This is a genomic window from Burkholderia perseverans, from assembly GCF_022870505.1.
GTDB lineage: Bacteria > Pseudomonadota > Gammaproteobacteria > Burkholderiales > Burkholderiaceae > Burkholderia > Burkholderia plantarii.
Map to the genome: position 1 here is coordinate 3,415,477 of NZ_CP045093.1, position 14,924 is coordinate 3,430,400.

Genomic DNA, 14,924 nt, shown 5'->3' on the forward strand with positions numbered 1-14,924 from the left:
TGCGGCGCTCCCGCGCCGGTCCGCAGCCCGCTCCGGAGACCGACGGCGGCCCGCTAACCGTCCTCGCCGACTTCGGACGGATCGGGCAGGTCGGGCAGATGCCGGTCGTCGACCGGACGCGGCTCGGCAGGAATGGTGCCGCCGCGCGACTTGGCCGGGTCCTGGTCGTCCGGTTCCGGCCAGCGCTTCGCTGCATCGTTCATCGTCGTTCTCCCTTGGTTGGGTTCGGACCCGCGGCACGCCCGCGCCGGACGCGCCACCCTCTCGCATCGACACGTTGCCGTCGAGCGATCCCGCTGTGCTGCATATCGCGTACCAGCCGGCCAAGTGGGCCCGCCCGGCCCCGCCCGCGCGGGATCGCGGCCGTCCGCCCGGCGCGCACGCGGCGGCGTCGGCGTGCCGCGTTGCAATCGCCCTGCATATTTTTCAATCGACGGTGTCGCACCCCGGTTCGCCGTCCCGTGCCTGCCCTGAAAAACGCGCCGGTCTTCGTTTGAACCCGCACCCGGCGACACCGCCCGCCCGCGTCGGCGCGAACTTCGATCGCCTCGATGTGAATTGCTGATTGTGGAAAATTTGATAGATTTGATACTATCGCGTCGATCGTGTACTTACGGCCGCCGGCGCTCCGCGGGCCGTGCCAATCAGGAGATGACCATGTCGATCGACGGCGATTTCGCCGCCCGGGCCGCCGCGAATCAGGCGGCGCTGGCCCGCAACCTCAGGCGCCACTACGACTTCGTCGTCTGCGGCAGCGGCAGCGCCGGCTCGGTGGTGGCCGGGCGCCTGGCCGCGAACTCGGCCGTCAGCGTGCTGCTGATCGAGGCCGGCGGCAGCGACGCGGTACCCGACGTGCAGGAGCCCGGCCGCTGGCCGCTCAACCTCGGTAGCGAGCGCGACTGGCGCTTCACGGCCGAACCGAACCCGCACCTGCATGCGCGCCGGCTGCCGATGTCGATGGGCAAGGTGCTCGGCGGCGGCTCGAGCATCAACGTGATGCTGTGGGCGCGCGGGCATCGCGCGGACTGGGATCACGTCGCGGCGCAAACCGGCGACGTGGGCTGGGGCTACGACGCGGTGCGCGAGATCTACCGCCGCGTCGAGCACTGGCACGGCGCGCCCGATCCCGCGTATCGCGGCACGGCCGGGCCGCTACACGTCGAACCGAACCCGGCCGGCCATCCGCTCGCGCTCGCCACGCTGGACGCCGCGGCGGCGGCCGGCATCCCGCGCTACGCCAGCGGCAACGGCGTGATGATGGAGCGCGACTGCGGCGCGGCGCTGACCGAGACCGCCACGCACGCGGGCCGGCGCCATTCGGTGTTTCGCGGCTACGTCCACCCGCTGCTCGACCGGCCGAACCTGACCGTGCTGACCGGCACGGTGGTCACGCGCGTGCTGCTGGAGGGACGCCGCGCGACCGGCGTGGAGATGCTGCGCGACGGCCGCCTGGAGCGCGTGTTCGCGTCCGACGAGGTGGTGCTCTCGGCCGGCGCGCTGCAAACGCCGAAGCTGCTGATGCTGTCGGGCATCGGCGATACACCGGCGCTGCGGGCGCTGTCGATCCCCGTGGCGCGGCACCTTCCCGGAGTGGGCGCGAACCTGCAGGACCACGTCTCGTTCGGCTGCATCTGGGAATATCGCGAGCCGATCGTGCCGCAGGGCACCGGCAATGCCGTCGCGATCTACGGCAAGAGCGACGCGGCACGCGAGACGCCCGACCTGCTGCTCTGCCAGGCCGAGTTTCCGGTGCCGAGCGCCGAGACGGCCGCGCGCGGCATCCCCGAGCACGGCTGGACCATGTTCACGGGGCTCGCGCAGCCGTTGAGCCGCGGCCGCGTGAGCCTCGCCTCGGCGGACCCGTTGGCGCCGCCGCGCATCGAGCACAACGCGCTCTCGCATCCGGCCGACCTCGAGGCCGCGCGCGCCGGCGTGCGGCTGATGCGCGAGATCGGCGCCGCCGCCGCGCTCGCGCCGCTCGTCAAGCGCGAGGTGCTGCCCGGCGGCGGCGACGCCGCGACCATCGACGCGTTCCTGCGCGACGCGGCCGTCACCTACTGGCACCAGAGCTGCACGGCGCGGATGGGCAGCGACGAGATGTCGGTGGTCGATGCGAGGCTGCGCGTGCATGGCATCGAGCATCTGCGGATCGCCGACGCGTCGGTGCTGCCGCGCATCACGACCGGCAACACGATGGCGCCGAGCGTGGTGATCGGCGAGCGCGCGGCCGAGCTGATCGGCCGCGATCACGGGCTCTGAGCATCGCCCCGCACGCGCACGGGCATGGGGCGATGCCGGCGCGTGCTACTGGGAGCGACCGCCCGCGGACGGCGTATCGGGTGTCGGCGTCGGCGATTCGGACGGCGCTTCGGTCGGGAAACCGTTGCCCGTGCCGCCGTCGCTGCCGCTGGTTCCAACCTTGCCGTCGACGCCATGCCCGCCGTTCGCCGGCGCCGCCGGCAGCAGCGGCGGCGCCGACGCGCTGAAGGTATCGACGCCCGACGCCGACGGCGCCCGCCGCGTGTCCGAAGTCCCGGTGGCACTCGTGGCCCCCGCCGCGCCGGACGCGCCGTTCAGGAACGCACCGAGCGGATCGGACGCCGCCTCGGCCGGCGCGGCGGCGCTCGCCGCACTGGCCGCGCTCGCGGCGCTGGCCGCCTGCGCTGCGTCCGGTGCCGGCGCGGGTGCCGGCGCCGGTCCGCGCGGGGCGGCCGGCGCGGCCGGCTTCGCGGATCTGGCCGGGAACAGGTAGGCGATCCAGTCGTCGAGCTTGCCGCGCAGCGTGTCGAAGAAGCCCGGCGGCGTTTCGGTGTCGAACTTCGCATGTGCGTCGATCAGTTTGGCCCGGAACGCACGCTGGTAGAAATCGCCGACCATCGGCAACGCGCTGCGCGCGCCCTGCCCCCAGGTGTCGCCGAGCGTCACGCGTCCGTCGTCGAAGCCCACCCAGGCGCCCGCCACCAGCTGCGGCTGGATCAGGATGAACCAGCCGTCGGTGTTGCCCTGTGTGGTGCCGGTCTTGCCGGCCACGTCGGCGCGGATCCCGAAGCGCGAGCGGATCGCCGCGCCGGTGCCGCGATTGATCACGCCGCGCATGGTTTCCACCAGCGTGCGCGCCGCGTCGGGCGCGAGCGTGCGCTCGGGCGGCGCCGGCGCGAATTCGGCCAGCACCTGGCCGTCGCGGTCCTCGATGCGCGTGACCATGCGCGGTTCGACGTAGCTGCCGAGGTTCGCGATGGTCGCGTAGCCCGACACCATCTCCTTCAACGTGACCGGGCTGGTGCCGAGCGCGAGCGACGGCACCGCCTCCAGCGTGCTGTCGCGCACGCCCATCTCGCGCGCGAGCCGCGCGACCTTGGCCGGCCCGACCTGCTGCATCAGCTGCGCGGTGATGCGGTTGCGCGAGTAAGCGAGCGCGTCGGCCAGCGTCATCGGCTTGCCGGTGGGCGGCTCGACGTCGTCGGGGCGCCAGATCTCGCCGCCCTTCAGCGGAATCTCGACCGGCTGGTCGATGAACGTGTCGGTGGGCTTCGCGCCGTCCGCGAACGCGGCGCCGTAGACGAACGGCTTGAAGGTCGAGCCCGGCTGGCGGCGCGCCTGCTGCACGTGGTCGAACGGCTCGGTGGCGAAGTCGCGGCTGCCCACCCAGGCGCGGATCGCGCCGTCGCGCGGATCGATCGCGACGAAGCCGGCCTGCAGGTCCGCCTTGGCCTTGCAGAGGTTGCGCAGGAACTCGCGATCGCGGCCGAGCGTCTTGAGCGCCGCGTCGTCGTCGGCGCCGCCGTCGCGCGCGGTCTTGTATTCGGGCGATTCGCGCATGAAGGTCCTGAACAACGCGTTGCCCGGCGCGCAGCCGCTGCCGGCGTTCCAGGCGCCGTTGGCGATGCCCTGCAGCTGGTTGGCCTGCAGCTTCAGCGCCTGGGTGGCCATCGCCTGCAGCCGCGAGTCGATCGTGGTGCGCACCACGAGGCCGTCCGAATAGACGTTGTAGTCGTTGCGGTCGGCCCAGCCGATCAGCCATTTCTTCAGCTGCTGCGCGAAATGCGGCGCCGGGCCGGGCGGCTCCTTCTGGCGCTCGAAGTCGATGCGCAGCGGCTTCTTCTGCAGCACCGCGAACTGCGCGGGCGAGAGCTTGCCGTACTTCACCATCTGCCCGAGCACGGTGTTGCGCCGCTGCAGCGCGCGCTCGGGATTGATCACCGGGTTGTAGTAGCTGTTGCCCTTGAGCATGCCCACCAGCGTGGCGGCATCGAGCACGTCGAGCTGGTCGGCCGACTTGTCGAAATAGGTGCGCGCGGCCATCTCCACGCCGTAGGCGTTGTAGAGGAACGGCACCGTGTTCAGGTAGGTCTCGAGGATCTGCTGCTTGTTGTAGACGGCCTCGATCTTCAGCGCCGTGATCGCCTCCTTGAGCTTGCGCGTGAGCGTGGGCGCGCGACCGATCTGGTCGGGATAGAGGTTGCGCGCGAGCTGCTGGGTGATGGTGGAGCCGCCCTGCCGGTCGCCCGAGAACGTGTGCAGCGCGGCGCCGGCGGTGCGCCGCCAGTCGAGGCCGTGATGCTGGTAGAAGCGGTGATCCTCGGTGGCGATCAGCGCGTCCACCATGTGCGGCGAGATATCGGCCAGCGCGACCCATTCGCGGTTCGACGGCTTGAATTCGGCGAGCAGCTTGCCGTCGGCCGACATCACCTGCGCCGGCGCGTCCACGCGCGCCTTGCGGATGTCGCCGATGCTCGGCGTGAACGGGATCAGGACCAGCACGTAGAGCACCAGCAGCGCCGGCGGCACGGCGCACGCGATCAGCACGCCGCGGCGCGTCGGGCGCCGGATCCGCGCCCACAGCGCGGCGAGCGAGCGCGCCACGGGCGGCCGCGCGCGCGCAAGGGCGGCGGCCACGACAGGCTGGACGGCGGCCCGCCACGCGGCGGCACGGGCAAGCAGACGGGACACGAAACGACGATTCACGCGAAACACCCGAGGAGGCGAAAGCGTGCATCGTATCAAAGCCGGTGGAGGTGGCCGGCACGCGACGGGGGCGGGCGGGTGGCGGGCGCCAGGCGCCCGTCGCTCAGGCCGACGTCGCGCCGCCGCCGCGATCGACGTCGGCCGTCTCCGCCGTCCCATGCGCGCGACCCAGCCCGGCCACCAGCCGATAGGCCAGCGGCGCGAACACGAGCCCGAACAGCGTGGCCGCCAGCACGCCGCCGAACGCGCCGGTGCCGATCGAGCGCCGGCTCTCGGCGCCGGCGCCGGTCGCGAGCACGAGCGGCACCACGCCGAGCAGGAACGCCATCGAGGTCATCACGATCGGCCGGAACCGCAGCGCGGCCGCGTCGAGCACCGCTTCGCGCAGCGCGGTGCCGCGCCGGTGCGCGTCGCGCGCGAACTGCACGATCAGGATCGCGTTCTTCGCCGCCAGGCCGATCACGGTGATCAGCCCGACCTTGAAATAGACGTCGTTCGGCAGGTCGCGCGCGAGCGCCGCGGCCAGCGCGCCGGCCGCGCCGAGCGGCAGGATCGTCAGCACCGCGAACGGCACGATCCAGCTCTCGTAGAGCGCGGCCAGCACCATGAACACGGCCAGCACCGACAGGCCGATCAGGAGCGGCGTCTGGCGCGCGGCCACGCGCTGCTCGCGCGCCGCGTCCACCCAGTCGAAATCGATGCCGGCCGGCAGCGCCGCGGCGAGCCGCTCCATCTCCGCCATCGCCGCGCCCGAACTGATGCCCGGCGCGCTGCGGCCGGTCACGTCGAGCGACGGATAGCCGTTGAAGCGCGACAGCGCCACCGGCCCCACGCTCCAGCGCCGCGTGGCGATCGCCGAGAGCGGCACCATCTGGCCGCCGCGGTTCGGCACCATCAGCGCCATCAGCGCGTCGTCGGACATGCGCGCGCCGGCGTCGGCCTCGACGATCACGCGCCGCATCCGGCCGTTGGCCGGAAAGTCGTTGACGTAGTTCGAGCCGAACGTGCCGCCGAGCAGGCTCGACAGCCGCTCGAACGGCACCCCGAGCGCATAGGCCTTGGCACGGTCGATCTCGAGTTCCACGCGCGGGCCGTCGGGCTGGTCCTCGGTGCGGATCGCGGCGAGCCGCGAGTCGGCGCGCGCCGCCGCCACCAGCTGCGCGCGCGCCGCCTTCAGCGCGTCGAGTCCCACCCCGCCGCGGTCCTCGAGCCGCAGCGTGAAGCCGTCGCCGTGGCCGAGGCCCGGCACCGGCGGCGGCAGCGACACGTCGACGTCGGCATCGACGATCTTCGCGAACGCATCGTTGAGCCGGTCGCGCAGCGCCAGCGCGCCGGTGCCGCGGCGCGCCCAGTCCTTCAGCTCGACGAACGCCATCGCCACGTTCTGGCCGCTGCTCGCGAAGCTCCAGCCGATCACGCTCGTCACGTTGGCCACCGCCGGCTCGCGCGCGAGAATCGACTCCACGCGCTCGACCACGGCCAGCGTGCGCGCCTGGGTGGCGCCGGCCGGCAGCTGCAGCATCACCTGCAGCTGCCCGGTGTCCTCGGCGGGCAGGAAGCCGCCCGGGATCATCCAGGCCATCAGCGCGCAGAGCGCGACCAGCGCCGCGTAGACGAGCAGCACCGGCCGCGGCCGGTCGATCGTGAACGCCACCAGCCGGCGGTAGCGCGCGCCGAGCCGGTCGAAGCCGCGCGAGAACGCGTCGGCCGCGCGCGTGGCGAGCGCGAACGCGCGCCGCCGCGCGGCCGGGCCGCCCGCCGCGACCGGCTGGAGCAGGCTCGCGCACAGCGCCGGTGTCAGCGACAGCGCGACGAACGACGACACCGCCATCGACGCGATCATCGCGATCGAGAACTGCCGGTAGATGCCGCCCACCCCGCCGGGGAAGAACGCCATCGGCACGAACACGGCGGTCAGCACCGCCGTCACGCCCACGATCGCGCCGCCGATGCGCCGCATCGCGCGCCGCGTGGCCTCGCGCGGCGGCAGCCCCTCGTCCTCCATGATGCGGTGGACGCTCTCGACCACCACGATCGCGTCGTCCACCAGGATGCCGATCGCGAGCACCAGCCCGAACATCGTGAACACGTTGATCGACAGTCCGAATGCCCACATCGCCACGAACGCGCCCATCAGCGTGACCGGGATCACCACGGCCGGCACCAGCGTGTAGCGCAGCCCGCGCAGGAACACCCACATCACGAGGAACACCAGCACCACGGCCTCGACGAGCGTCAGCACCACCTCGTCGATCGCGAGCCCGACGAAATGCGCGCTGTCGAACGGCACGCGGATCTCGGCGCCGGGCGGCAGGCGCTTCTGCAGCGCGGCGATCCGCGCGCGGATCGCGTTCGAGGTGTCGAGCGCGTTGCCGCGCGGGCCGAGCTGGATGCCGATCGCGGCGGCCGGCTTGCCGTTCAGGCGCGACCAGTACGAGTAGTCGTCGCGGCCGATCTCGATGCGCGCGACGTCGGCCAGACGCACCGCCGAGCCGTCGGGCTGCGCCTTCAGCACGATCCGGCCGAACTCGGCCGGCGTGGCCAGCTGCCCCTTCACGATCACCGACGCGGTCAGCTGCTGGCCGGGCTCGAACGGCGTGTCGCCGATCGCGCCGGCCGTCACGGTGGCGTTCTGCGCGGTCACCGCCGCGATCACGTCGTCGGCGCCGAGCCCGAATTCGCGCAGCTTCATCGGATCGAGCCAGATCCGCAGCGCCACGTCGGCGTCCCACAGCGTGGCGGCGCCCACGCCCGGCACGCGCTTGATCTCGCGCAGCAGGTTGCGGGTCAGGAAATCGCCGAGCGTGGTGGAATCCTGGCCGCCCTCGGTGGACGCCAGCGTGACGAGCATCAGGAACGTGTTGGCCGACTTGAAGACGTCGATGCCCTGCTGCACCACCTGCTGCGGCAGGCGCGCCTCCACCTGCTTGAGGCGGTTCTGCACCTCCACCACGGCGATGTCGGGGTCGGTGCCGGGATCGAACGTCACGTCGATCTCGAGGTTGCCGTGGCTGTCGCTGGTGGTTTCGTAGAACTGCAGGCGGTCGATGCCGTCGAGGCTTTCCTCGATGATGCTGGCCACGTCCTCGTCGACGGTCTCGGGCGCGGCGCCCGGATAGGTCGCCGACACCACCACGCGCGGCGGCGCGAGGCGCGGATACTGCGCGACCGGCAGCTGCGGGATCGCGAGCAGGCCGGCCACCACGATCGCCAGCGCGACGATCCAGGCGAACACCGGGCGGTCGATGAAAAACGACGGCATCGATCAGCCCCGGCGCATGGCCGGCGCAAGCGGCGGCGGCGCGGCGGCGGCGGCAACCGGCCTTTCGCGCATCAGCCGCGCGCCGATCCCGCGCCCGGCATGCGCGTCGTGGACGGCGATGCCGAGGCTGGCCGCGCGCTCGCTCACAGCGTCAGCGCGAAGTGGCGCGCGAGCAGGCCCGGCACGCTCGCGCCGACCGTCTCGCGCTCGTCGTAGGTGCCCTCGCCGAGCAGCAGGCGCGGCGTGGCGCCGAGCCGCTCCAGCTCGCCGCCGAACAGCGAATAGAAGCTGTCGTCGAAGCGCATCGCCTCGACCGGCGCGACGATCCGGCCGTCCTCGACCCAGAACGTCGCGAAGCGCGTCATGCCGGTCATCTGGCAATGGATGCGGTCGGAGAAGTTCAGGTACCAGAGATTGCCGACGTAGAGACCGGTGCCGAGCGCGTCGAGCACGTCGGCATCGGCGAGGTCGCCGCCCGCGATCGCGAGCGACTCCGGCACCTCGCGCGCGGCGGCGCCGTTCGGCGTCAGGCCGTGCTCGCGCGCGGTGCGCGCGCTGACCAGCTGCGCGGTGCCGCGCCCTTCGACCACCAGCGGCACGCTCTCGCGCCGATAGCCGTCGGCGCTGAACGCGGGCGCCACGCCGAGCGAGAGATCCTCGCTGATCGACACGCGCGGATCGAGCGCCGCCTCGCCGTCGTAGAGCCGCTGCAGCGCGCCGCGCGCGCTGCGCTGGGCGCGCGCCGAGAAGCCCGACCAGCCGGCCAGGTCCACCATCTCGCGCACCGCGGCCGGCTCGAACCAGGTGCGGTAGCGGCCCGGCGCGAGCGCCTTCGGCGCGCGGCCGAGCACCGGCAGCCGCGCGGCGGCCTCGTCGAGCTTCGCGGCGAACGTATCGTCCTGCCAGTCGTCGCCCGCGTAGACGGACTTGATGGCGCGCCCGCTCGGGTCGTACAGCGACCAGCTGAAGTTGAAGTTCTCGACCTCGTGCCAGCCGCGGCTGCCGGTGGACGACGCGAAGCCGAGCGCGACCGTGCCGCCCGCGTGGAAGCCGACGAAGTCGAGCCCGCGCGCGCATTCGGCCACGCGCACGGCCAGCGCCTCGGCATCGGGCAGGCGCCCCTGGCGGCAGGTGGTGTGGACCCAGCTGCTGGTATCGAACAGCAGGTGCGGATCGTCGGCGGCGTCGCGCACGGCCTCGCGCAGCCCGGCCAGCGCCTCGGCCAGTTCGGCGCGGTCGGCGGCCCAGTCGCCGCTCAGCGTCTGCATCTGCGCGGCCTGCCGCGCGCCGGCCACGAGCCGCACCGTCAGCCGGCCCTGCAGCACGCGGCCGGTCTGGCGTACGCGCGCCGCGTTGAAGCGCACGAAGTCCGACTGCTCGCCGGCGAACCAGAGCAGGATCGTCTCGCCGGGCAGGCGCTGCGCGTCGGACTCGTCGGCGAGCCGCATGAAGTGGGCGTGCCAGTCGATCGCGCCGGCGCGGTTCGCGGCGCGCACCGCGCTCATCAGCGATTCGCTCATCAGGCGCCTCCGAACACGTCGACGTCGGCGAACACGCAGGCCGGCGAGGCATGCCCGACGCGAACGATCTGCGCCGGCTCGCCCTTGCCGCAATAAGGCGTGCCGTGGACGCCGAAGGTGCTCGCGTCGCCCACGGCGCGCAGGCTGCGCCAGAAGCCGGCCGAGATGCCGCGATAGTTGGGCTTGCGCACCACCTGCGTGAGCCGGCCGTTCTCGATCAGCCGGCCGTATTCGCAGCCGAACTGGAATTTGTTGCGATGATCGTCGATCGACCAGGAGGTGTTGGTGCGCATCAGGATGCCGCGTTCGGTGCCGGCGATCAGCGCGTCGAGCGACGCGTCGCCGGGCTCGATGTTGAGATTCGCCATGCGGTCGATCGGCGGGCGGTTCCAGCTCGAGGCGCGCGTGCTGGCGACGCCGGGCAGCCCGGCGCGCCGCTGCGACAGCGCCCCGCCGAGCGGGCGTTCGAGGATGCCGTCGCGGATCAGGTAGGCGCGCTCGGCGCGCATGCCGTCGTCGTCGTAGCCATACGACGCGGCCTCGCCGGCCACCTCGGGCGCGAACGTGACGTTGAGCAGCGGCGAGCCGTAGTGGTAGCTGCCGAACATGTCGGGCTTCACGAAGCTCGAGCCGGCGAAGTTGCGCTCGTCGCCGAGGATCCGGTCGAGTTCCAGCGGATGGCCGATCGATTCGTGGATCTGCAGCATCATCTGGTCGGGCATCAGCAGCAGGTCGCGCGGGCCGCTCGGGCAGTTCGGCGCGGCCAGCAGTTGCAGCGCCTCGGCCGCCACGCGCGCGCCAGCGCCGTCGAAGCCGGCGCGTGCCAGCAGCTCGGCGCCGCCCTGCGCGAGCAGGCTGCCGCCGCCGAGCGAGCGCATCTCGGTGTCGCCGTCGGCATGCGCGACCACCTGCAGCTCGGGCGCGGCGAACGCGAAGCGCTGCACGATCCGCACGCCGTCGCTGGTCAGGTAGAACTGGTCGGTGTCGATCAGCAGCACGCTGGCGGTGCGCTCGACGATGCGCGCGTCGAGCGCGGCGGCGGCGCATTCGTGCGCGAGCCGGTCGATCCATTCGGCGCGCGTGGGCCGCGCGGCGTCGACGCCGGGCGAGGCGAAGCTGCCGTCCTGCGTGGGGCGCGCGGCGCCGCGATGGTCGATCAGCGACCAGGCCGCGCTGGCCCGCGCGCGCGCGATCGCGACGTCAAGCGCGGCCTGCAGGCCGGCCGGCGACAGGTCGGGCGTGGCCGCGTAGCCGGCGCCCGCGCCGCACCAGGCGGTCAGCATCGCACCGCGGTCGCGGCTGCGCTTGAACGGCTCGGCCACGTCGTTGCGCACCGCGTGTTCGTCGGTCCGTTCGTCGACCACGCGCAGCGACCAGAAATCGGCGTCGCCGCGCAGGTTGCGGGCCGCCTCGGCCCAGCGTGCTTCACTCATTCGCGCTCTCCTCGGCCGCGCGCGGCGCCGCGAGCAGCGACGACGCGAGCAGCGCCCTGGTATAGGCGTGCGACGGCGCGTTCAGCACGTCGAGCGCGTCGCCCGACTCCACCACCCGGCCGCCCTTCATCACGATCACCCGGTGCGCCATCGCGCGCATCACCGCGAGATCGTGGGTGATGAACAGATAGCTGAGCCGGTATTTCTTCTGCAGGTTGGTGAGCAGGTTCAGCACCTGCTTCTGGATCGACACGTCGAGCGCGCTGGTGGGCTCGTCGAGCACCAGCAGTTCGGGCTCGACGGCGAGCGCGCGCGCGATCGCGATGCGCTGCCGCTGGCCGCCCGAGAACTCGTGCGGGTAGCGCAGCATCGCCTCGTGCGGCAGGCCGACTTCCTCCAGCAGCGCGGCGATTCTCGCACGCCGCGCCGGCACCGTCATCCCCGGCCGGTGCAGCGTGAGCCCCTCGCCCACGATCTGCTCGACGGTCATGCGCGGCGACAGCGAGCCGAACGGATCCTGGAACACCACCTGCATGCGCGCGTACAGCTCGCGCTTGCCGCGCGCGCCGCGCACCTCGGCGAGCGGCAGCCCGTCGATCTCGATCGCGCCGGCGGCCGGCCGCTGCAGGCCGAGCACCGCCGAGGCCAGCGTCGACTTGCCCGAACCCGATTCGCCGACGATCCCGACCGTCTCGCCGCGCCGCAGCGTGAAGCCCACCTCGTGGACGGCGCGAAAGGTGGTCTTGCCGAACAGCGAGGCGAGGCCCTTGCCGGCCATGCGGTAATCGACGGCCACCTCGCGCACGTCGAGGATCGGCCGCGCGTCGGGCGCCACCGGCTCGACCGCGCGCACCGGCTCGCTGTCGAGCAGGCGCTGCGTGTACGGATGCCGTGGGTTCGCGAACAGCTCGGCGGTGGCGTTGGTCTCCACCAGCACGCCCTTCTCCATCACCGCTACGCGCTGTGCGAAGCGGCGCACCAGGTTCAGGTCGTGCGTGATCAGCAGCACCGCCATGCCGCGCGCGGCGGCTTCCTGTTCCTGCAGCTCGATCAGCAGATCGACGATCTGCTGGCGCACCGTCACGTCGAGCGCGGTGGTCGGCTCGTCGGCCAGCAGCAGGCGCGGCCGGCAGGCCAGCGCCATCGCGATCATCGCGCGCTGGCGCTGGCCGCCCGAGAGCTGGTGCGGGAAGCTGTCGATGCGCCGCTCCGGCTCGGGAATCCCGGTGCGGCGCAGCAGCTCGATGCCCCGCGCGCGCGCCGCGCCGGGCCGCAGCCCCTCGTGCAGGCGCAGGCTCTCGGCGATCTGCTTGCCGACCGTGTAGAGCGGGTTGAGCGCCGTCATCGGCTCCTGGAACACCATCGCGATGTCGGCGCCGCGGATCCCGCGCATCTGCTGCTCGCTCTTCGCGAGCAGGTCGTCGCCGTCCAGCAGGATGCGCCCCGACAGCTCGGCCTCGCGCACCAGGCGCAGGATCGACAGCGCCGTCACGCTCTTGCCCGAGCCCGATTCGCCCACCAGCGCGACGCGCTCGCCGCGCGCCACGGACAGCGAAAGATCCTGCACGGCGGCACGCCCGCCGAACTTCGCCGAGAAGTTCTCGATCTGCAACAGCGGAGCCGTCATCACTTGCCTCCGCCGAAAGCCGAACCGCGCGTGCGCGTGTCGAGCGCGTTGCGCAGCGCGTCGCCCATGAAGGTCAGCAGCAGCAGCGTGATGACCAGCGCGGCGAACGCCGAGATCGAGATCCACCAGGCGTCGAGATTGCTCTTGCCCTCCTGCAGCAGCTCGCCGAGGCTCGGGGTGGGCGGCGGCACGCCGAGCCCGAGGAAGTCGAGGCTGGTCAGCGAGAGGATCGCCGCGCTCATGCGGAACGGCAGGAACGTAATGACGGGCGTGAGGCTGTTGGGCAGCACGTGGCGCCAGATGATCTGGCCGCTGGTCAGGCCCATGGTGCGCGCGGCCTTCACGTAGTCGAGCGCGCGGTTGCGCAGGAACTCGGCGCGCACGTAGTCGGACAGCACCAGCCAGCCGAACATCGACAGCAGCAGGAACAGCAGCCACAGCGACGGGTTGAAGATCGAGGCGAAGATGATCAGCAGGTAGAGGTCGGGCATCGCGCTCCAGATCTCGATCAGGCGCTGGCCGATCAGGTCGGTGCGCCCGCCGTAGAAGCCCTGCAGCGCGCCCGTCAGCACCCCGATCAGCACGCCCGACAGCGTCAGCGCGAACGCCATCAGCACCGACAGCCGGAACCCGTAGAGCAGTCGCGCGAGCACGTCGCGGCCGAACTGGTCGGTGCCGAGCCAGTTGCTGGCCGAGGGCGGCGCCGGATACGGATGCGCGGCGAAGTAGTCGATCGTGTCGTAGCGGTAGTGGCTCGGCGGATAGACCGCGAAGTTGCCGTGCGTCTCGAGGCGTTCGCGGATGTACGGGTCGAGGTAGTTGGTCTTGGCCGGGAAATCGCCGCCGAACAACGTCTCGGGGTAGTCCTTCACGATCGGGAAGTAGTAGTGCCCGTCGTAGCGCACCAGCAGCGGCCGGTCGTTCGAGAGCACCTCGGCGAACAGGCTCACCACGAACAGCGTGGTGAAGATCACGAAGCTCCAGTAGCCGAGCGGCTGGCCGCGAAACCGCCGCCAGGTGCGCCGCCACGGCGACGGCGAGGCCTGCAGGCCGGCCACCGGATCAGTGGTCCAGGCGGGAGAATTGGATGCGGGGGTCGACGAGGACATAGCAGACGTCAGCGATGAGTTTGGTGATGAGGCCGATCAGCGTGAACAGGAACAGCGAGCCGAGCACGACCGGGTAATCGCGGCGGATCACCGAGTCGTAGGAGAGCTGGCCCATCCCGTCGAGCGAGAACAGCGTCTCGATCAGCAGGTTGCCGTTCAGGAACGCGCCCACGAACGCGGCGGGCAGGCCGGTGACGAGCGGGATCGCCGCGTTGCGCAGCACGTGCTTCCAGAGCACGTCGCGCTCGGGCGCGCCCTTGGCGCGCGCGGTCAGCACGTATTGCCGGCCGATCTCCTCCAGGAACGTGTTCTTGGTCAGGATCGTGACGATCGCGAAGTTGCCGACCACGGCCGCCGTGACCGGCAGCACGATGTGCCAGAGGTAGTCCAGCACCTTGCCGAGCGCCGACAGGTCGGCGAAGTTGTCGGAGGTGATGCCGCGCATCGGGAACACCTGCCAGAACGTGCCGCCGCCGAACAGCATCAGCAGCAGCACGCCGAGCACGAAGCCGGGGATCGCGTAGCCGGCCAGCACCATCACGCTCGTGACGGTGTCGAAGCGCGAGCCGTTGCGCACCGCCTTGGCGATGCCGAGCGGCACCGAGATCAGGTAGGTCAGCAGCACGGTCCAGAGCCCGAGCGTGATCGACACCGGCAGCTTGGAGCGGATCACCGACCACACGCTGCGATGCGCGTAGTACGACTGGCCCAGGTCGAAGCGCACGTAGCTGCCGAGCATCATCAGGTAGCGCGTGAGCGGCGGCTTGTCGAAGCCGAACTGCTTCTTGATCTGCTCGATCTGCTGCGGGTCGACGCCCTGGCTGCCGTGATAGCCGCCCCCGCCGCTGCCGCTCTCGCCGCCGTGCGCGCCGCCGTGGCGCAGCTGCGTGAGCACCTGCTCGACCGGGCCGCCCGGCACGAACTGGGTGACCACGAAGGTGATCGTCACCACGCCGAGGATGGTCGGGATCATCAACAGCAGGCGTCTGAGTATGTAGGCGAGCATCG

10 protein-coding genes are annotated in these 14,924 nt (G+C 71.9%); 1 reads left to right on the forward strand and 9 read right to left on the reverse strand.

Going from position 1 to position 14,924, the window contains the following annotated elements; genetic code table 11:
* Positions 1-53: 53 nt before the first annotated feature.
* Positions 54-203: a hypothetical protein gene (locus BpN12_RS14310; RefSeq protein WP_017433441.1), complete on the reverse strand. Its 150-nt coding sequence runs from the start codon at positions 201-203 to the stop codon at positions 54-56.
* A gap of 454 nt (positions 204-657) precedes the next feature.
* Here BpN12_RS14310 and BpN12_RS14315 point away from each other — a divergent pair, with 454 nt between their 5' ends.
* Positions 658-2,259, forward strand: coding sequence for a GMC family oxidoreductase (locus tag BpN12_RS14315; protein WP_246793219.1), 1,602 nt, complete (start codon positions 658-660; stop codon positions 2,257-2,259).
* A 45-nt stretch (positions 2,260-2,304) separates the two neighbouring features.
* Here the strand turns inward: BpN12_RS14315 and BpN12_RS14320 are convergent, their stop codons facing one another.
* From BpN12_RS14320 to BpN12_RS14355, 8 genes are all read right to left on the reverse strand, one after another.
* Positions 2,305-4,965 carry a penicillin-binding protein 1A gene (locus BpN12_RS14320; protein ID WP_246793220.1) on the reverse strand — a complete coding sequence of 887 codons (2,661 nt, stop codon included), beginning with the start codon at positions 4,963-4,965 and terminating at the stop codon, positions 2,305-2,307.
* Between the two features lie 103 nt (positions 4,966-5,068).
* The gene (locus BpN12_RS14325) at positions 5,069-8,227 is read right to left on the reverse strand and encodes a multidrug efflux RND transporter permease subunit (RefSeq protein ID WP_246793221.1); all 3,159 of its coding nucleotides are present in this window, start codon (positions 8,225-8,227) and stop codon (positions 5,069-5,071) included.
* Between the two features lie 3 nt (positions 8,228-8,230).
* The gene (locus BpN12_RS14330; protein WP_246793222.1) at positions 8,231-8,374 is read right to left on the reverse strand and encodes a hypothetical protein; all 144 of its coding nucleotides are present in this window, start codon (positions 8,372-8,374) and stop codon (positions 8,231-8,233) included.
* Complete coding sequence (locus BpN12_RS14335; RefSeq protein WP_246793223.1) at positions 8,371-9,747, reverse strand: metallopeptidase TldD-related protein; 1,377 nt, start codon at positions 9,745-9,747, stop codon at positions 8,371-8,373. Before BpN12_RS14335 ends, BpN12_RS14330 begins: the two co-directional genes overlap by 4 nt.
* Positions 9,747-11,180, reverse strand: a complete 1,434-nt coding sequence (locus BpN12_RS14340) for a TldD/PmbA family protein (protein WP_246793224.1) — start codon at positions 11,178-11,180, stop codon at positions 9,747-9,749. The genes BpN12_RS14335 and BpN12_RS14340 overlap by 1 nt, the downstream gene beginning before the upstream one ends.
* Positions 11,173-12,807, reverse strand: coding sequence for an ABC transporter ATP-binding protein (locus tag BpN12_RS14345; protein ID WP_246793225.1), 1,635 nt, complete (start codon positions 12,805-12,807; stop codon positions 11,173-11,175). Before BpN12_RS14345 ends, BpN12_RS14340 begins: the two co-directional genes overlap by 8 nt.
* Positions 12,807-13,916, reverse strand: coding sequence for an ABC transporter permease (locus tag BpN12_RS14350; protein ID WP_246793226.1), 1,110 nt, complete (start codon positions 13,914-13,916; stop codon positions 12,807-12,809). Before BpN12_RS14350 ends, BpN12_RS14345 begins: the two co-directional genes overlap by 1 nt.
* Positions 13,870-14,922, reverse strand: a complete 1,053-nt coding sequence (locus tag BpN12_RS14355; protein WP_246793227.1) for a microcin C ABC transporter permease YejB — start codon at positions 14,920-14,922, stop codon at positions 13,870-13,872. The genes BpN12_RS14350 and BpN12_RS14355 overlap by 47 nt, the downstream gene beginning before the upstream one ends.
* Positions 14,923-14,924 lie beyond the last annotated feature (2 nt).